General features: G+C 39.5%; 10 protein-coding genes and 1 pseudogene. 10 read left to right on the top strand and 1 reads right to left on the bottom strand.

The window, feature by feature from the left end:
* Nucleotides 1–439: 439 nt before the first annotated feature.
* On the top strand, nt 440–3076 hold the full coding sequence (gene topA, locus IM509_RS10880; protein ID WP_185236802.1) for a type I DNA topoisomerase: 2637 nt from the start codon (nt 440–442) through the stop codon (nt 3074–3076).
* A gap of 258 nt (nt 3077–3334) precedes the next feature.
* On the opposite strand, the gene IM509_RS10885 is transcribed toward topA, so the two are convergent.
* Nucleotides 3335–4120 carry an SWIM zinc finger family protein gene (locus IM509_RS10885; protein ID WP_052275363.1) on the bottom strand — a complete coding sequence of 262 codons (786 nt, stop codon included), beginning with the start codon at nt 4118–4120 and terminating at the stop codon, nt 3335–3337.
* 129 nt (nt 4121–4249) lie between these two features.
* Here IM509_RS10885 and IM509_RS10890 point away from each other — a divergent pair.
* From IM509_RS10890 to IM509_RS10935, 9 genes and pseudogenes are all read left to right on the top strand, one after another.
* Nucleotides 4250–4391: pseudogene (locus IM509_RS10890) on the top strand (IS30 family transposase); the annotation flags it as partial.
* A gap of 369 nt (nt 4392–4760) precedes the next feature.
* Entirely contained in the window at nt 4761–9020 is a 4260-nt protein-coding gene (locus IM509_RS10900) for an SDR family NAD(P)-dependent oxidoreductase (RefSeq protein ID WP_185236803.1), read from the top strand.
* Between the two features lie 357 nt (nt 9021–9377).
* Entirely contained in the window at nt 9378–14150 is a 4773-nt protein-coding gene (locus tag IM509_RS10905) for a non-ribosomal peptide synthetase (RefSeq protein ID WP_072924976.1), read from the top strand.
* A gap of 39 nt (nt 14151–14189) precedes the next feature.
* Entirely contained in the window at nt 14190–15233 is a 1044-nt protein-coding gene (gene fni, locus IM509_RS10910) for a type 2 isopentenyl-diphosphate Delta-isomerase (protein ID WP_072924979.1), read from the top strand.
* Nucleotides 15227–15859 (top strand): LysR family transcriptional regulator, encoded by a 633-nt coding sequence (locus IM509_RS10915; protein ID WP_185236804.1) that lies wholly within the window; start codon nt 15227–15229, stop codon nt 15857–15859. Before fni ends, IM509_RS10915 begins: the two co-directional genes overlap by 7 nt.
* A gap of 96 nt (nt 15860–15955) precedes the next feature.
* Entirely contained in the window at nt 15956–16582 is a 627-nt protein-coding gene (locus tag IM509_RS10920; protein WP_185236805.1) for a cupin domain-containing protein, read from the top strand.
* Between the two features lie 48 nt (nt 16583–16630).
* Nucleotides 16631–17431, top strand: a complete 801-nt coding sequence (locus tag IM509_RS10925; protein ID WP_185236806.1) for an SDR family oxidoreductase — start codon at nt 16631–16633, stop codon at nt 17429–17431.
* A 38-nt stretch (nt 17432–17469) separates the two neighbouring features.
* Nucleotides 17470–17835 (top strand): capsular polysaccharide biosynthesis protein, encoded by a 366-nt coding sequence (locus IM509_RS10930; RefSeq protein ID WP_272079462.1) that lies wholly within the window; start codon nt 17470–17472, stop codon nt 17833–17835.
* A gap of 104 nt (nt 17836–17939) precedes the next feature.
* Complete coding sequence (locus IM509_RS10935) at nt 17940–21218, top strand: non-ribosomal peptide synthetase (RefSeq protein WP_185236808.1); 3279 nt, start codon at nt 17940–17942, stop codon at nt 21216–21218.
* The last annotated feature ends 21 nt before the right edge of the window (nt 21219–21239 follow it).

The following is a 21239-nucleotide window of genomic DNA, read 5'->3' on the forward strand; positions in this document are numbered from 1 at the left end:
CTGAAATGGGGCGAAAGTCTGTGGACTCTGTGTAAGACAGTACATGGTTTTTTAACTGTGGTATGCGACGGTGGTGGAAGCAGAAACTTAAATCGTGAGGTTTAGGAATCGCCGCCCTAAAAGTGCGGCGAGGATGTCAACAGTGTCAGCTTTTTTCTCCCTTCTCCCTGCTCCCGTCTCCCCCCGCAACGCGCACGAATTGGTCTCCCCTCTCCCCATCTCCCCACTCCCTGCTCCCATCTCCCTGCTCCAGAAAAATATTAAGTTTTGTTAAGAAGTTAGTGACAAAAGACCAGCTTTAATCTCTATTATCGTAGTAAGTGGCTTTTGACCCGAATCAAGCCGGTCAAGATAAATAGTAACTTTTGCCCATCATCAAACAACGATTGTCAGTCTAACTAAAACAGTCGCTGTGGCCATGCCCTCGTGATCAATTCCTATGTCAACCCTGGTTATTGTCGAATCCCCCACCAAAGCTCGGACGATCAGCAATTATCTGCCTAGCGGCTATCGAGTCCAAGCCTCCATGGGCCACATCCGCGATCTGCCCGCCTCTGCCGAAGAAATTCCCCCCGCCCACAAAGACAAATCCTGGGCGAATTTGGGCGTGGATGTGGAGAACGATTTCGATCCCCTCTACGTCGTCCCCAAAACCAAAAGTAAAGTCGTCAAAGAATTAAAAGAAGCCCTCAAAGGAGCCAGCGAACTGATCCTCGCCACCGACGAAGATCGGGAAGGCGAAAGCATCAGTTGGCATCTCTTGCAGGTACTCAACCCGAAAATACCCACCAAAAGGATGGTATTTCACGAAATCACCAAAGAAGCAATCCAAGCCGCCCTCAAAAATTGTCGCTCCATCGACGAAAATTTAGTTCACGCCCAAGAAACCCGCCGCATACTCGATCGCCTCTACGGTTATACCCTCTCCCCCCTACTCTGGAAAAAAATCTCTAAAGGTTTATCCGCCGGCCGCGTGCAATCCGTCGCGGTACGTCTGCTCGTACAACGGGAACGAGAACGACGAGCCTTTAAAACCGCCAATTATTGGGACCTGAAAGCCACCCTCGAAAAAGATAAAAATCAATTCGAGTCGAAATTAGTCACCTTAAACGGTCAAAAAGTGGCAAATGGCAGCGATTTCGATGCCGACACCGGCAGACTGCTCCCCGGTCGCCAGGTGACACTTTTGGATCAAGCCACCGCCGCCGCCTTAAAAGAACGCATCGAAGACAAAATCTGGCGCGTTAGCCACACCGAAGAAAAACCCACCACTCGCAAACCTTCCCCCCCCTTCACCACCTCCACCCTACAGCAAGAGGCTAACCGGAAACTGGGCATATCCGCCCGCGACACCATGCGAATCGCCCAAAATCTCTACGAACAGGGCTACATCACCTATATGCGGACCGATTCCGTCCATCTTTCCGATCAGGCCATCACCGCCGCCCGCAGTTGTGTAGAACAAATGTACGGAAAAAATTACCTCAGTCCCCAACCCCGGCAGTACACCACCAAAAGCAAAGGCGCACAGGAAGCCCACGAAGCCATCCGGCCCGCCGGTAGTAGCTTTCGCCTACCCCGGGAAACCGGCCTGAGCGGACTAGAATTCGCCCTCTACGACCTAATCTGGAAACGTACCGTCGCATCACAGATGGCCGATGCCCGCATTACCCAGATCGCCGTCAATATTCAGGTAGAAAATGCCGGATTTCGCTCCTCCGGCAAAAGAATCGATTTCCCCGGCTTTTTCCGCGCCTATGTGGAAGGTTCCGACGATCCCGAGGCCGCCATCGACGACCAAGAAATAATCCTACCCCCCCTCAGCGTCGGTGACACCCCCAATTGTCGCCAACTAGAAGCCATTAGCCACGATACCCAACCCCCCGCCCGTTATAGCGAAGCCTCCCTCGTAAAAACCCTCGAAAGTGAAGGAATCGGGCGACCCAGCACCTACGCCACCATTCTCGGCACCATTATCGATCGCGGTTATGCTCAAATGCGGAATAAAACCCTCATTCCCACCTTCACCGCCTTCGCCGTCGTCGGTTTATTAGAAAACCATTTCCCCGACCTGGTAGATCCCAAATTTACCTCGAAGATGGAGGAAACCCTCGACGATATCGCCACCGGTTCCGCTCAGTGGTTGCCCTATCTCGATCGCTTCTATCGCGGCGAAAAAGGGCTAGAAAGCCAAGTCAAAGAGCGCGAGAGTCAAATTAACTCTAGCACCGCTAAATCGGTGATTTTAGAAGATTTACAGGCAACTATCAAGATCGGCAAATACGGCCCCTATCTGGAAGTCCCCCGGGGGGATGAAATCCTCACCGCTTCCATCCCGGCCGATTTAACCCCCGCCGACCTCAACCCCGAACAGGTAGAAACCCTGCTGCGACAGAAAACCGAGGGTCCCGATAAAATCGGTCTTCATCCCGACACCGGAGAGCCGATTTATCTGCTCGTTGGTAGTTACGGTCCCTACGTCCAGTTAGGAGATATCAGCGAGGACAATCCCAAACCGAAACGCGCCTCCCTACCCAAAGGAGTCAAACCCGAGGACATCACCCTCGAACAAGCGGTGGGTTTATTAGCACTGCCGCGACTGCTGGGAACCCATCCCCTCACCGGAGGCAAAATTAAAGCCAGTTTAGGGCGTTTCGGTCCCTATGTGGTTCAGGAAGAGGGCAAAGAAAAAGAATATCGTTCCCTGAAAGCCAGCGATGATATCTTAACCATAACCCTCGATCGAGCTTTGGCCTTATTAGCCGAACCGAAAAAAACTCGCGGCGCTCGTGGTTCTACCAAACCACCCTTAAAAGAATTGGGTAAACATCCCGACGATGGGGAATTGGTGGGATTGTACGAAGGTCCCTACGGAGTTTATATCAAGCACGGTAAAACTAACGCCAAGATTCCCGAAGGAGAAACCGCCGAAACCCTCACCCTAGAACAAGCTTTGGAGGCCCTAGCCGCCAAGACAACCACTGCCAAGAAAACCACTACCAAGAAAACTACTTCTACCACCACCAAAAAAACTACTTCCCCGGGCAGTAAAACTGGCAAAAGTAAGACGGTTTAGCGGTTACTGGTGGGGCGATTTTCTCCCTGGTCAATTCCTCCCCCTGATGCGGCGACAAATCCGGTTGGCTTTTTTGTCCTTGGCACCACTTTGACCGGGCTGATCCTAAGTAGGTAGGCGTTAAAAATTATCAGACACCCCCCTTATCAAGGGGGGCAGGGGGGATCGGCACCCCCCTTATCAAGGGGGGCAGGGGGGATCAAACCTAAAATCCATTTTTAATTTAATTATAACCAGCTACTTATACCTCAAATTCCCCTACTGTAAAGCGATCGCCATCGCTTCTTGGGGAATTTGCCGGTAAATTGGTTTTAAAAATTGTTCTATGGCATCCGATTCGGGGGCAGCGAGGGGAAAATTGCCTAAAATGTCGAGAATGGTTTGATTTTCATTCCCCGGCGTAATCACAACTAGGGAGGGTTCTAGCTCCTCATCGTACTGCCAAAAGCGATCGATAGTGCTGTCGGGGGCAGTTTTTTCGACTACTGTGGGGGGTTCACTGACTGCTAAAGGTTGATTATCAGAGGAATAGGAGCGTTTTTCCCGTAAAGCTTCCAGAATTTGGCTTTTGCTTCGGCCGCGCAGTTGCAAAAGCAGGAAGGGATCGACAATAAAACGATCACCCAATTGATAGTACACTGCTCCTATATGTTTGCAGGGGTTGGCTTGATCGGGACAGGTACAACGAGAGCGAATATCAGCTAGGGAAAAGGGAAATAAATTCACCCCACTATCGATAAAAACACGCTCAATATGATCGGGCATTTGTCCGGTGAGCAATTGAGCGGAATAAATGGCTTTTTTGGAGAGAAGCTTAATAATATAATCCCATTCTTCATCACTAAAAGCCGCTAGGGATAAATCCACTATATAAGGCTCTGGTTCACTGCCTTGCACTCTAGCAATAACTTGCGAGTCTTCAAAGTCAATACTTAACACATTGCCTTCTCTAGCGTACAGTCTAGCTCGTTCCAAGCGTTTTTTAAAGCGATAGGAATCGAGTAGTTCTAGCCATTTTTGTACCCACCAAGCTTGTTCTGTCATTTTTTATTTCGCCAATTCAAAAATGAAACACATCAACCTTAAGAGTTGACAGAGAAAGGCTCATCAGGTATATTCTGATCTTTAACAACAACAAATCAGACCCAAAAACGAAGCCCTCAACATCTTAACATAGAACAAAGAAACTTGCTCTACCAACTTGGTCAAGAGGTAAATTTATCTCAACGGCAAATAGCCGTCTTGCTGGGATGTCATCAAAGCAAGACCGGAGCCAGAATTAAGAAGGAATCAAAGTTCCCTCGGATGCTATCTACAAAGCTACAGCACAAGCTGATACCAAATCGGTTTTTAATAGTGTGATTAACTCCCAATCGAACTTTAAAAATCCACTCCCCACTTCCCACTCTCCTATACTTTTTAAACAGGATTTAGTATGAGAGTGAGACTCGCCGAAACAACTGAAAACAACCCTTTTAAAAAGTAACTGAGTCGGTGGTAGAAGGGAACGAATTGAAAAATCCTTAAGCCAGAGGAAATAGAAAGAGCCGTAAACTTAATTAACCATCCTCCTCGAAAATGTCTTGACTATCGTACCCCGAATGAGCTATTATGTGATAGCTCAGACAGTGATGAAATTCAGAATTGAATTGGCAAGATGTACACAAAAACGAGGATTTTAGGTATGAGGACAGAACAGAAAAATCCACAATTAAATTGTCATAAATTAGCAGAAGTATTTTTATCAAATCCCTTAATTGAAGATTGCTATTTTATGGTACGAGAGGATGAATTAGTCGCCTATATCGTTTCCTCTGGAGCTTGGAATTCTGAACAATTGTCCTCCGATTTACAGTCTCAGTTACCGGACAATCTTCTACCTAATATCTATGTGCAAATTTCCAGTTTACCCTTAACCGATAGCGGTGATATCGATGAAACTGCATTAAAGAATATTGAAATTATCGATAATCATCAAGTTCAGGAAACAGAAGAAAAACTGCGATCTTTGTCAGATATCGATCAAGTTGCTGTCGTCATGACTTCTAAAAAAAACAAAATTTTACCCCTACATCTATCGGAATTATTGCCCTTAAAAATAGAGAAAAAAAATGATCATAAAAAATCTGAAACCCCGATTCATCTAGGGATTCACACTTCTAACACTCAATCTGGAATCAGTCACGGACAGCTTTTAGAAGAATCTGAACTTCAGCCGAAAACCTTGGCAGAAATCCTCCGAAAAGCTGCTGAAAATTATTCAAATAAAGGGATTATTTATATTCAATCTAATGGATCAGAAGTTTTTCAATCCTATCAACAATTATGGGAAGACGCTCAACAAATACAAGCTGGATTACAAAAGCAGGGTTTACAAGCTAAAGATAAAGTAATTCTTCAGCTATCGGAAAACTATGATATCATTTCCGCATTTTGGGGGTGTCTTTTAGGGGGATTTATTCCTGTTATTATTTCAGTGCCACCCAGCTATAAAGATTTTAATAATGAAATTCATAAAATATCTCAAGTTTGGCAGTTGTTAGATGAGCCTATTATTATCACAAATCAATCCCGTCAGCAAGAGATAAAATATTTAGAACAATGGTTGCCTAATCAAACCTTAAGCTTGAGTTTTATTGAAGAATTAAAAACTTATTCTCCCCATCAGCCTCCTATTGGTGAACCGGGTGATATCGCGTTCTTTAATCTCACATCAGGCAGTACAGGAATACCGAAATGTATCTCATTAACCCATAAAAATGTCATCTCTCGTGCGCGAGGAACAAACATCATTTGTGAACATCAAAACGACGATATTATTCTTAATTGGCTTCCTTTTGATCATATTGGAAGTATTTCCGACTGGAATATTCGCTGTGTCGAGTTAGGATGCCAAATGGTTTATGTTCAAACTGAATATATATTAGGTCGTCCTTTGAATTGGTTAGATTTAATTGATCAATATCGAATTACCCACAGTTGGGCTCCTAATTTTGCTTATAATTTGATTAATGAAGCTTTAAAAAAAGAACCAGATCAAAATTGGAATTTAGATTGTGTCAAATTCTTTTTGGCAGCGGGTGAAGCTGTTTCTGGTCAAGCAGTTGGAGAATTTATTAACACCCTTCATCTTCAATATAATCTGAAAAAAACGGCGATGCGTCCTGCTTTTGGGATGGCAGAAATGGGGTCAGGAATTACCTATTATCAGCCGACGGATCAACAGCCATTACTCTTTCATACGGTTGATAAATCCTCCTTGAATTCTTCCCTAAAACGAGTCCATCCTGAACATCCCAATGGTGCAACCTTTACGGATTTAGGATTACCCATTCCGGGGATATCGATTAGAATTGTTAATGCTGATAATTCCCTATTACCAGAAGAAACCATTGGTCATTTACAAGTTAAAGGAGATGCAGTTTCACCGGGGTATTATAAAAACCCAGAAGCGAATCAAGACGCTTTCTTAAAAGATGGCTGGTTTAAGACAGGAGATTTAGCATTTATTAGTAACGGTCATTTAGTTATTACTGGAAGAAGTAAAGAAACCATTATTATTAATGGAGTCAATTATTATAGCCATGAAATTGAAACTGTAGTGGAAACTATTGAAGAAGTAGAAGTGTCCTACACCGCCGCTTGTGCTGTTTATGATTCTAGGAATAGTACCGATCAATTAGCTTTATTTTTTAGTGCAGAAACCTTTGACCACCAGCATCTAGCGGAACTTCTGAAAAAGATTAGACGAAAAGTAATTAACAGTTTTGGCGTTAATCCTGAATATTTAATACCCTTAAATAAAATGGAGATTCCTAAAACTTCCATTGGTAAAATTCAGCGATCGCAATTAACAAAACGGTTTGCAAACGGAGAATTCAATTCTATTTTAAAAGAAATAGATATTTTGTTAGAAAATGCTCAAACCCTTCCTGATTGGTTTTACCAGAAAGTTTGGAAACCTCGATCTCCAGTTAACTTAAAACCAGAACTTTCCAAGTGTTGTACTTTAATTTTTCTGGATTGCTTGGGTTTAGGAGCATCTTTAGCAGAAAAAATCGAAAGTCAAAACTTACCCTGTATCACGGTTTTAGCAGCGCAAGAATTTTCTCAAATCAGTCAAAATTGCTATACCCTCAGACCCGGGACAGCTAATCATTATCAACAGTTAATGTCATCTTTATCCGAGCGAAAAATTATCCTTAGCAATATTATTCATCTGGGGACTTATCAAGACTATCAGGGAGAAATTTCAACAATTGAACAGTTAGAAAAAGCACAAGAGCGAGGAGTTTATGATTTATTATTCCTAGTTCAAGCTTTAGCTAAAATTCATGATTTTAAATCAAAAATTCAATTGCTATTTGTTTCTAGTTATAGTCAACTTGTCATAGACACCGATGAAATTGCCTATGAAAAATCTCCAGTTTTAGGACTGATAAAAACTTTAGCTCAAGAACTTCCTTGGTTAAATACTCGTCATGTTGATTTACCTCTGGATCAAACCGAAATTAATCTCAGTTATCTGCAGCAAGAACTATCGGTTTTATCCAAGGAAAGAGAAATTGCCTATCGCAACGGGAAACGTTTAATTGCAGGTTTGGAAAAAGTCAATTTACTTCAACACCCCCAACAGGAATTACCCTTTAAATCAGGGGGAATTTATCTGATTACCGGAGGACTAGGAGGGATTGGCATACAAATTGCTCAGTATTTGCTCAAAAATTATCAAGCTCGTTTACTGTTAATTGGAAAAACACCTTTACCAGAAAAACACCTTTGGAGTGAGTACCTTAAAGTCGAAGATCAATTATCCTTAAAAATCAAAAATCTCCAAGCTTTAGAAAATCTTGGAGGAGAAGTAATTTACCAAGCGGTAGATGTGGCTAATTTGCCTCAAGTTAAACAGACGGTAGAACAGGTGAAAAAACAATGGCAAGGAGAACTTAATGGGGTGATTCATCTGGCTGGAATTTACAAAGATTGTTTACTTCTGGACGAAACTCAAGAGGGTTTATCGACAATTCTTCACCCTAAAGTAATAGGAACTTGGGTTTTACATCAACTTCTCAAAGAATCTCAAGGAGTTTTTATTAGTTTTTCTTCCTTGGCTAGTTTTTTTGGAGGAGCGGCTTTGGGTTCCTATGCGGCGGCTAATAGTTTCCTTGAATCTTTGAACAGCTATCAAAAATCTAAGAATTTGTTCCCTAGTTATTGTTATAGTTGGACAACTTGGCAAGAAACCGGGATGAGCCAAGGTTATCAGATGCAATACATAACCCGAACTCAAGGGTATTATGATATGACGGTGCGGCAAGGTTTAGACTCATTTCTAACGAGTTTATATCACAACCAAAGACAATTAATGATCGGTTTAGATGGGAGTAATAGCAAGATTAATCGTTTCACATCTGGATCTGAAGGATGCCAAAAGTTAACGGCTTATTACACCCGTAAATCTACAGTTCAATCGGTCAATCTACCTAATCATGTTAGTCTAAAAGATCGATTTGGAACGTCCTATCAATGTCCCCTGGTTCTGCGACAATCCCTCCCTATTAAGGATAATGGAGACATTGATAAGCGGCAATTACTCAAGGAACTCCAAGGCAAAGAAAATAACGAATTGATAGCACCCAGAACGGAAGCTGAACGTCAAGTTGCTAACATTTGGCAAAAGGTTTTAAATCTATCTCAAATTGGAATTCATGACAATTTCTTTGAACTAGGAGGACATTCTTTACTGGCGAGTCAAGTTATTTCTCGTTTACGCGATGTTTTCTCGGTACAATTGTCGTTGCACAGTTTGTTAGAATATCCAACCGTTGCCAGTTTAACTCAAACGATTGAGGTGCTTAATGTAGCCAAAAATAGTCACAGTGTATCCAAAAGTGGTAAAGTTATGGCAGCAGCCTCAGAAAATTATGAAGAAGGAGAATTATGAAAATAGCTTAACTAAAATTTAAACTTTTCAGAGCCATTTTCGGAAAAAATGTAAAAAATTGTATCCATCACTAAAATTTATCATCCAGAATATGCTATGAATAGCCAAACAGTCTTTTTATGGAGTATGTAAGCGGTTGCTCCCAGGGCAACTGATTTTAACAATAACCACCGACTCTCCACCATTGATAATTTTTGTTTGGTCTATATTGTTTAGTCTTTGAGGGTACTTAAATTTATGAAAAACGTTGATTATATCTCTAACAGTAGCTCTAGCTTGAGCTAGTGAACCCTGCCAAACATCACCCCCCCCATTCCAAAAATACCAGAACATCAATTAGGGAAAAGGATACTATTAATGAAAGTCGCAGAATTTTTATCTTACTTAAATAGTTTAGACATCAAGCTTTGGCTTGAGGAAGAAAAGTTAAAATATCAAGCTCCCCAGGGAGCGATGACACCAGAAATTAAGCAAGAAATCGGCACAAGAAAACCAGAAATTCTCACTTTTTTAAGAAGCGCAACAACACCGTCTAAAACCCTTGAATCGGTCATTAATACCGTTGCCAGAACTGAAGATTTACCCCTATCTTTTGCTCAACAGAGAATGTGGTTTCTCTATCAGATGTATCAGCAAAATTCGGCTTATAATGAAGCTCTAACCATCCGTTTAACGGGACGCTTAAACATTGATATTTTAGAGCAAACGATTAATGCTATTATTCAACGCCATGAGAGCTTACGGACAACCTTTCCAATGGTTGAAGGAAAACCTATTCAAAAAATTGCTCCATCTCTGAAGATTAAATTATTAGTTGTTAATTTAAAAGATATTTCCCAAGACCAAATTGATAAACAGATTATTGAAGAACTACAAAAACCCTTTGATTTAACTCAAGCTCCCCTATTACGATGTACTCTGTTTGATCTGGGATATGAAAATTATATTTTAGTTAACGTTTTCCATCATATTATTATCGATGGTTGGTCAAAAGGCATTTTATTTAAAGAATTATCTGAATTTTATCAAGCATTTTTATCTAATTCAACCGTAGATTTACCCGAATTAGCCATACAATATGCGGATTTTGCGGTATGGCAAAGACAATGGTTACAAGGTGAAATCTTAGAAAATCAGTTAAATTATTGGAAAAAACAATTAACGGATGCTCCTCCTTTATTAGAACTTCCAACCGATAAACCCCGTCCAGCTACTCCCAATTTTCGAGGTCATAGTATCTCGTTTCAAATTGACTCAGAACTCACAGAAAAACTGAAACTTTTGAGCCAAAAGTCGGGGGTGACTTTATTTATGACCTTACTGGCTGCTTTAAACACTTTACTCTTCCGTTATAGTGGTCAAGATGATATTTTAATTGGGACACCCACCGCCAACCGCAACCGACAAGAAATTGAACCTTTGATTGGTTTTTTTGTCAATACTTTAGTGCTGCGGAATTCCCTAGAAGGAAATCCGACTTTTTCGGGATTATTACAGCAAGCTCGCAATGTTGTTTTAGAAGCGTATGCTAATCAAGATGTCCCCTTTGAGCAAGTGGTTGATGGGTTAGAAATCGAACGAAGTTTAAGTTATAATCCCTTATTTCAGGTCATGTTTGCGATGCAAAATGCCCCCCTCAATGCTTTAGAATTACCTGATTTAAAAGCTCAATATTTAGCCGTTGAAAACCAGAGAATTAAATTTGATCTCAGCTTAGTTTTAGAAGAAATCGAAACCGAAAAAGGAGCTTATTTAGAAGGGTTTTGGGAATATGATAGCGACCTATTTACCCCTGAAAGAATTACCCGCATGGTGGGTCATTTCCAAACTTTATTAAAAGGAATTGTAGCCAATCCTCAGCAAACCGTCGGGGAATTACCTTTACTAACTGAATCAGAAAAACAGCAATTATTAGTAGAATGGAATCAAACTCAACAAGACTATCCTCAAAATCTATGTATTCATCAGTTATTTGAAGAACAGGTTGTTAAAACACCTGATGCTATAGCGGTCATCGATAGAGAAAAATCCCTCACCTATGAACAGTTAAATCAAAAAGCCAATCAACTCGCTTATTATTTGCAAAACTTAGGCGTTAAAACCGAGGACTTAGTAGGAATCTGTATCGAGCGTTCTGCTTTGATGATCATTGGACTTTTAGGTATTCTTAAAGCGGGTGCAGCTTATGTTCCTTTAGATCCGAACTATCCATCAGAACGTCTAGCTTATATGTTAGAAGATTCTGCCGTATCGGTGTTATTAACTCAGGAAAACTTAGTTCACACTTTACCCAACTATTTAGGAACAATATTTTGTTTAGATCAGGATGGAAAAATTCTTGATCATCATCCGCAAGACAATCCTCTCCATTCGATGACATCTGAGAATTTAGCTTATGTCATTTATACCTCTGGTTCTACCGGAAAACCAAAGGGAGTTTTAATTCAACATCAAAGTTTATTAAACCTAGTTTCTTGGCATCAAAACGCTTTTAATATTACAACAATTGATCGAGTCACTCAATTAGCTGGAATTGCCTTTGATGCTTCAATTTGGGAAATTTGGCCTTATTTAACAGCCGGGGCGTGTGTGGCGATTGTTCCCCCAGATTTGCTAACATCACCGAAACAACTGCAAGAGTGGTTAATTGCCCAAAAAATCACCGTTTCTTTCTTACCCACTCCTCTTGCAGAAACCCTAATTCCCCTAGATTGGTCTCCCAATCGTTCATTAAGATTAATGTTAACTGGAGGAGATAAACTCAATGATTTTCCCCCTACCTCTATTCCCTTTACATTAGTCAACAACTATGGTCCAACTGAAAATACTGTTGTTACCACATCTGTTAAAATAACACCAGATTTATTAACCGAAAAAGCACCGCCTATTGGTCGCCCCATTAGCAATACTCAGGTCTATATTTTAGATCAATATCAACAACCTGTACCCATTGGAATTCCAGGGGAATTATATATTGGGGGGTCAGGATTAGCACGAGGCTATCTCAACCGTCCAGACTTAACGGATGCTAAATTTATTGCTCATCCTTTGAGTCAAAAAAATAGTGATCGCCTTTACAAAACCGGTGATTTAGTTCGTTATGGAAACGACGGACAAATTGAATTTATTGGACGTATTGATCATCAAGTTAAGATTAGAGGTTTTAGAATTGAATTAGGGGAAATTGAAACCATTCTCAATCAACATCCCCAAGTTAAAGAAGCGATTATTATTGCCAGAGAAGATCAACCCGGTGTTAAGCGTTTATGTGCTTATGTGATTGCCTCTCAAAACTTAACTGTTTCTCAATTGCGTCTATTTTTGCAAGAAAAGTTACCTCAATATATGGTTCCTGCTTTCTTCGTTTTGTTAGACGCTTTTCCCCTAACCCCTAATGGTAAAATTGAACGTCGCGCTCTCCCACAACCTGCACTAGAATTAGAGGATGAAGCTGCCATCAATTTTAGCCCAGGTACAGAAACAGAACGCATTCTCGCTGCAATTTGGCAAAGGGTTTTAGGACTTAAAACTATTAGTATTAACGATAACTTTTTTGAGTTGGGAGGAGATTCTATATTAGCCATTCAAATCATTGCTCAAGCGAATCAAGCGGGATTACAAATTACTCCTAAACAGTTATTTAGTCATCAAACTATCGCTCAATTAGCACTCATAGCGGAGCGAGTTTCGGTTAATCAAACCACACAGGATTTAGTGATTGGTCACGTTCCGTTAACTCCAATTCAAAAATGGTTTTTTGAACAAAACTGGCCCGAACGTCATCACTTTAATCAATCTATCTTGTTAGAAGTTCCCAATAATCTACAACCAGATTTATTAAAACAAACTATTTCTCAATTACTCTATCACCATGATGCTTTGCGGTTACGCTTTGTTCAAAAAGGGGAACAATGGCAACAAAATCACAGCGATAATTGCAATAATTTTGCTTTTGAAAAGGTGGATTTATCCCATCTATCTTGCCATGAACAATTGACCAAGATGGCAGAAATTTCTGAGGTTCAACAACGGGTACTCAATTTAGGGGAAGGACCCTTAATAGCGGTGGTTTTCTTCGCCTTGGTTGAGAGGGGAAAAATGTTAATTATCATTCATCATTTAGCAGTAGATGGAATTTCTTGGCGGATTATCCTCGAAGATTTCGTCACTATTTACCAGCAATTAGAAAACCAAAAGCCTCTGCAACTTCCTGCTAAAACCAGTTCTTTTAAAACTTGGGCTGAGGAACTGCAAAACTATGCTAAAACCCCAGAGTTTTACGCTCAATTCAAGTATTGGCTAAACCGTGATTTTCCCTCAATTTTTCCTCTTCCTTTGGACCGTCAAGGTGAAGCTCAGTCCAACATTGTTGCCCATGCAAAAACGGTCTCTTTCACCTTAACCGAAGAACAAACCCGCTTACTATTACAGGAGGTTCCGCAAGCTTATAACACCCAAATTAATGATATTTTATTGACCGCTTTAGTCCAAGCTTTTGGCCGTTGGACAGGAAGTTATAAGCTTTTGCTTGACATGGAAGGTCATGGAAGAGAAAATGTAATTGAATCCGTGAATTTATCTCGAACTGTGGGTTGGTTTACCAGTATTTTCCCCGTCTTTTTGACCTTAGAAAATCTTCACCATCCGGGGGAGTGTCTCAAGTCCATTAAAGAGCAATTACGACAAATTCCGAATCGAGGATTTGATTATGGAATTGGATATTATCTCAACTCAGATTTAACAATTCAATCCCCGTTAAAAAACTATCCAAAAGCTCAAGTCAGCTTTAATTATTTAGGTCAATTTACCAGCCATCAAATCGGCGAGATAGGCTGGAAATTATCTCAAGAGTCCAGTGGTTCCATTCATAGTCCTTTGGGACAACGTTCCCATTTAATTGCGATTCATGGAATTGTGGTTGATGGGCAACTTGATATAGAATGGCAATATAGTGAGAATTTTCATCATCAAACAACGATCAAAAATTTAGCTGCTGCTTATCGAGATTCTTTAGAAAGCCTGATTAACCATTGTTTATCAGCAGAAGGAGGCTATACTCCATCGGATTTTCCCGATGCGGATCTTAATCAGGTAGAACTAGATGAACTGCTTTCAGAACTCGATTTTTAAACTCAATTTAATGTTTAACCCTCCTGCTTGATAACAACTATGCCATCACCTAATCTTCCCAGTGAAATTGAAAATCGTAAAAGCGAACATCTGCGAGTTTGTATCGAAGAAGATGTAGAATTTCAACAACTTACAAGCGGTTTAGAAAAATATCGTTTTACCCATTGTTGTCTTCCTGAACTTGACCGTAGCGATATTGAACTGGGGACAACCTTTTTGGGGAAATCTTTAAAAGCTCCAATTCTCATCTCTTCCATGACCGGAGGAACAGAATTAGCTCATTTAGTCAATACTCGATTGGCAACGGTCGCTCAACGTTATGGTTTAGCGATGGGGGTGGGTTCTCAACGCATTGCACTCGAACAACCGGAATTAGCGCCGACCTTTGCAGTCCGTTCTCTGGCGCCAGATATTCTCCTGTTAGCGAATTTAGGGGCTGTACAGTTAAATTACGGCTGCGGTTTAGAAGACTGTTTAAAATTGGTGGAATTATTAGAAGCTGATGCCTTAATTCTGCATCTCAATCCTTTACAAGAATGGGTGCAATCGGGAGGCGATTCTAATTTTAAAGGGTTACTCGCTAAAATTCAGCAAATTTGCGCTCAATTGCCCGTTCCCGTCATCGCCAAAGAAGTCGGAAATGGCGTCTCTGCGGTGATGGCCAAACAATTAATTGAAGCCGGAGTCGCCGCGATTGATGTGGCGGGGGCCGGAGGCACGTCCTGGGCCAAAGTCGAAAGCCAAAGAGCCAAAGACAACAGACAAAGGCATCTCGGACAAGTTTTTGCCGATTGGGGTTTGCCTACGGCTGAATGTATTACTGCCATTCGGTCTATGAATTCAACCATTCCTTTAATTGCTTCTGGTGGCTTAAAAAATGGCTTAGATATTGCCAAATCTATCGCTCTAGGAGCCGATTTAGGAGGGTTAGCTCGACCGTTTCTGGTAGGAGCGATTGAATCAGAAGCCGCCGTTGATGAGTTAGTAAAATTTTTAATTGCTGAACTTGAAATTGTTTTATTTTGTACCGGAAATCCTAATTTATCCGCCCTTAAACATTCAGGAGCCTTAAAACCATGTTAAAGTTTTCAATGGAATTGTATTATCCCCAGCTTGATGTCAAAACTTTAAGCGTTGGCACTTTGGGACCAAAAGAAACCAGCAGCGAACAAACCTTAAATTATCTAATTTCTCAATGGAAATTACAACAGATTTCGGTTAGTAGTCATTTATTTGATAGCTTTACAGATTTAAAGGAATCTTTACTCGACAATCAGATAGATTTGGCGTTAGTACCCCATGCCTATGAAAAAATTAATGATTTCTATATGGAACCGAGTTTTAAACTAGGTTTTATCTTCACCTATCCCACACCCGTTTACGGATTAGCCAAGCGAAAAAATGAAGAAATCGTTTTAGAAAATTGTACCCTGGTTACTCATCCCGCTCCTCTTCCTTTACTTCCCTATCTATTACCTGGCGACCTGAATCAAAACAATATTAAAATCACATTGGTTAATTCTACCAGTGTTGCCGCTATTCAAGTTAAACAGGGGTTGGCAGATTTAGCCATTACCAATGAAAATGCCCTCCGAGAACATGATTTAGAATTTATTTCACAATATGGTAAAATTGAGATGAGTTGGTCTTTATTTCACAAAAAGGAAAACACCATGATTCAAGGTATTTATTTACCTGTGCATACCTAAAAAAGTTACCTATCCGATGAAAATAGTTGTCTTCATCACATAAAAATAATTGAAATTTAACCTCTCAATTTCATTTTGAACTTGTCCCCTAAAATCATGTCTGAATTTTTCCCAATTCCCAAACCTATTAAACTCAATCATCATGTAGAATTAGAGGTTTTTCAATGCCAAGATACCATTTTTCAATTATCCGTTGTAGCTCCTAATGCTAAACTTGAATCCCACCAACATCCTGAAAGTCAAATTGGCATGGTACTCTCAGGAGAACTGGAACTGTATATTAAAGATGTGATTAAACCCTTGAGAGCTTTACAAGATATTCATGTCGCCGATGCTAATGTTTCCCATGGTTTTGTTAATCCCTTGTCCGAACCGATGATTGGATTTGATCTTAAACGGATTACCTCTGCTTTACCTTCAGAAGACGTTGTATTAACCCTATCAAACAACCAAGATAAAATCAATCATTTACCTTGTCAATCGGCTAAGGGTTCTTGGTTTGAAATCGTGATGATGAAAATACCTTCTGGTTATTCCATTCCCCCACATCAAGGTGAGCAAGAAGAAATCGGATTTATTTTGAATGGAAAATTAGAAATTTTTATAGAAAATGAAGAACAGTATTTAGAATATGGTCAAATTTATTATGCTCCTTCAAAAGTTTTAAAAAAAGGATATAATTCATCGAATCAAGATATTAATTTGATTAAAATTTTAATTTAGTTTGTTTTAGAATTTTAAGTTTAACCACAAAATGCTAGGAGAAAGTTTATGGATTTAGGATTAAAAGATAAAGTGGCTTTGATTACGGGAAGTAGTGCGGGAATTGGGTTTACCATTGCTGAAAAATTGGCAGAAGAAGGCTGTCACTTAATTATTTGTGGTCGCAATTCCCAACGCTTAGAACAAGCTTATCAATCTCTGGCTCAAGCTTATCCTGCCCAACAAATTCTGCGTTTAGTGGCTGATGTCCATCAAGCTCAAGATTCTGAACAATTAATACAGGACTCTTTAAATCAATATGGCAAAATTGACATTTTAGTCAATAATTCTGAAGGAGCTAACTTTGCTGAAAATTTAATTGAAAACCTTTCTGATGAAGATTGGTTAAACGTTTTTCAAGGAAAATTAATGGGTTATATTCGCTTAACCAATTTAGTATTACCAATTATGAAAAAACAACATTGGGGAAGAATTGTTAATATCATTGGCACATCGGGAAAAGAGCCATCCCCTCGTTTAGTTAAATCTGGTGTTGTCAATGCAGCTTTAATGAATTTTACCAAATCAGTAGCTAGACAAACCGCCCCCTATAATGTTTTAATTAATAGTGTTAACCCCGGCGTTATTGACACCCCTAGACATCGAGAATATTTAGAAATTTATGCCAAAAAGGAGGGAACTACCCCAGATTTAATCCGAGAAAGAATTCTAAAAACAATTCCCATGAATCGAATTGGTACAACTGAAGAATTTGCTAATCTCGTTGTATTTTTAGCTTCAGAATGTGCGAGTTATATAACGGGAATTACTATTCCCCTCGATGGGGGTTTATCCTCGTCAGCATTTTAAACTTATCCATCAAGTAAAAATCCACAACCACAAGGTTCATGAATAGCCAATCTAAATCTCAAATGTTAGACAAATTTGTTCCCTACTATCCGACTAAAGATACTCGTAACTTTCCCATTTTTTCCAGTATTATTAATAATTTTAATATTTGGAGGCTGCAACGCAAATTTAAACAGGAGCTTCAACAACCTTCGGTGATCCTAGTTTATCAAATGGATAAAGTTGGTTCTGCTAATCCTTATCTTGCTATTAAAAAAACTTCTCCAGAAAAAGCGGTGTATCATGTTCATAATTTAAACACAGAAATTGTTGCCAAAATTTGGGATAAAATTAATCCTACTAGCGAGGGGGTGGAAGGAACCACAGAGACACAGAGGACACAAAGATCGAACGATACTATGTAAGTTAAACTTATCACACAGAACCTAGAAGAGCCTTAAAGGTAATTTGTTCTAAGTTTGATTAAAGAAACTCACGCACATTTTTATTTAATCTATTGGAAAAAATAATGGTAACACCTCAACAATCTAAGGTTAGTAAAAAAGATATTGAATCCATTTATCCCCTTTCTCCCATGCAGCAGGGGATGCTGTTTCATTCTTTATATAATCCAGAATCAAAGACGTATTTATCACAAATTCAAATCACATTGCAAGGCAATTTAGATATTAATGCTTTCCAACAAGCTTGGCAAAGAGTAGTAGATAGACATAGTATTTTACGGACTTGTTTTGCTTGGAAAAAAACCAAACAGCCTTTACAAATAGTTAGAAAAAATGTCACTTTGCCTTGGTTTAATCAAGATTGGCGATCGCATTCTCCCGCCGAACAAGAAACTAAATTTCAGGAATTGTTAACCTCTGATAAAGAGCAATATTTTGAATTAGATAAAATCCCCTTACTTCGATGTCATTTAATTCAAGTCGAAGATCAAAAATATGAATTTATTAATACTGGGCATCATATTTTATTAGATGGTTGGTCAACAGCAATTCTGTTGAAAGAAGTTTTCGAGTTTTACGCTGGACTCATCAACCATCAACCCGTCAATTTACCGACACCTCGCCCTTACCAAGACTATATTAATTGGGTACAACAGCAAGATCAAACTCAGTCCGAACGCTTTTGGCGACAAAATCTTCAAGGTTTTACCTCTCCGACCCCATTAGTAGTTGATAAACCGTTAAATCCTCTTGTTACTCAAAGTAAAAATTATCTTGATCAAAAATCAAAACTTTCTCCAGAAATTACCAGTCGTCTGAAATTACTCGCCCAAGAACATCGCCTTACTCTTTCTACCCTAATTCAAGGAGCTTGGGCTTTATTATTACATCATTATAGTAGTGAATCTGATATTGTATTTGGGGCAACAGTTTCGGGACGACCGCCCAATTTTACAGGGATTGAATCGATGGTGGGGATGTTTTTAAATACCTTACCCGTTCGCATCCAAATTGAGCCTCAACTTGAATTATTAACTTGGTTTCAACAATTACAACAAGAGCATTTAGAACGAGAGCAATATAGTTATAGTTCTCTAATTGATATTCAAAAATGGAGTGAAATTCCTGCTCCTCATTCAGTTTTTGAAAGTTTTGTTGTCTTTGAAAATTTACCCTTTAGCGACAATGATAGTGAGAATTTAGGCGGTTTACAAGTCGGTGAAATGCAAGATTATGGCAATGCTGATTACCCCTTAACGGTGATTGTCACCCCTGGAGAAGCCTTAAGTATTAAAATTATTTATCCTCAAGAACGATTTGAAAATGACACCATTGAAAGGATGTTAGGTCATTTTAAAACCTTATTAGAAGGAATCGCCATTAATCCCCATCGTCGGATTCAAGACTTACCTTTATTAACGGAAGGTGAACGTCAATTATTATTAATTGAATGGAATCAAACTGCACCCCAAAAGCCTCTAAAACACTGCGTTCATCAATTATTTGAGCAACAAACTCTCAAAACTCCTTCAGCCATTGCCGTTGTTTTTCAAGAGCAACAATTAACCTACCAAGAACTGAATAAATCTGCTAATCAACTGGCTCATTATTTACAAAAAATTGGGGTTAGTTCTCAATCTTTAGTGGGGATTTGTTTAGAAAGGTCTGTTAATATGGTGATTGCCGTTTTAGCAGTGTTAAAAGTAGGCGGCGTTTGTGTTCCCCTAGACCCAACCTATCCTCAAGAAAGACTTTCTTACATCCTGCAAGATACCCAACTTAAAACCCTCTTAACCGAAAAAAATTGTCAATTACTCTTAAACAGTGAAACCATTTCTCAACGGATTTTATTGGATGAACAAGGTTCAGAAATTGCCTTAGAACCCAAGAATAATCCCGGCAACCCCGTTAGTTTAAAGGATTTGGCTTATATTATTTATAGTTCAGGATCTACGGGTGTACCTAAAGGGATTATGATCCTGCATCAATCCTTAACGAATATTATTGAGCATCATCAATTAAAAACGTCATCCGAAAGGAATTTCTTACAATTTGCTCCCTTTAATTTCGATGTCAGCTATCACGAAATCTTTGCCGCTTTGTGTTTAGGGGGAAGCTTATTTATTGTTCCAGAAGATTCTCGCTTAGACCTGGCTAAATTAAGTCAATTGTTAGCAAATAAACCCATTCATAAAGCGATTTTGCCCGTTACTTTGTTACAACAATTAATTGAAACCTATAGTGAGGAAACCTACTTATTTGCTAACTTGCGTGAAATTATTTCAGCTGGAGAGCAATTACAAATTACTCCAACGATGATTTCTACATTCAAAAAACTCGAACATTGTACCCTTTACAATTATTATGGACCCACAGAAGCAGATATCGTTACCAGTTATACCTTTGACCCTAATCCTGAGCTTTGGCCGAAGTATATTCCCATTGGTAAACCCGCGATTAATGTGCAAGTTTATATTTTAAATTCCCATCTTCAACCCGTACCTATCGGAGTGACTGGGGAGCTATATGTTGCGGGTGGCGGTTTAGCGCGGGGTTATTTCAATAATCCCCAATTAACCCAAGAAAAATTTATTCCTAATCCCTTTAGCGATAATTCATTGTTGTATAAAACTGGAGATTTAGCTCGTTATTTACCCAATGGAGACATTGAATATTTAGGAAGAATTGATGATGTGGTGAAAGTTAGAGGTTATAGAATTGAATTAGGGGAAGTAGAAACTATTTTAAATCAACATCCTCAAATTGCCCAAGCCATTGCTACAGTTCAGGGAGAAACAGCTAGAGAAAAATATTTAGCCGCTTATTTTATTCCCCGTTCAGGTGAAACCGTAAACCAAGTTGAATTACGTCATTTCCTTGAAAACTGGCTACCCGATTATATGATTCCCTCTGCTTTTGTTGTGATGGAATCTTTTCAACTCAGTCCTAACGGTAAAGTTAATCGAAAAGTCTTACCAATACCCGATAAAAACCCCTTATCGTTAACTCAAAATTATGTCGCTCCTCGAACTGCAATTGAAGAAGTTTTAGCAGGAATTTGGGCAGAAATTTTAGAAGTCGAACGAGTTGGGATTGAAGACGATTTCTTTCTGTTAGGTGGGCATTCTTTAAAAGCAATTCAACTGATTAGTAAAATCCGTCAAACCTTAGAAATTGAAGTTTCTGTGCGTCAACTTTTTAATCACTCAACTATCAGCCAATTAACTCAAGTCATGATTGAATTAGTGGGGAATGAAGGGTTACTAAATGAAATTGCCGTAACAGTTCAAGAAATTTCCCAACTTTCACCAGAAGAAGTTCAAGCTTTATTATCTCAAAGCTGAACCTAAATGACTTAATATTTC

The organism is Microcystis sp. M31BS1, assembly GCF_020245285.1.
Lineage (GTDB): Bacteria > Cyanobacteriota > Cyanobacteriia > Cyanobacteriales > Microcystaceae > Microcystis > Microcystis panniformis.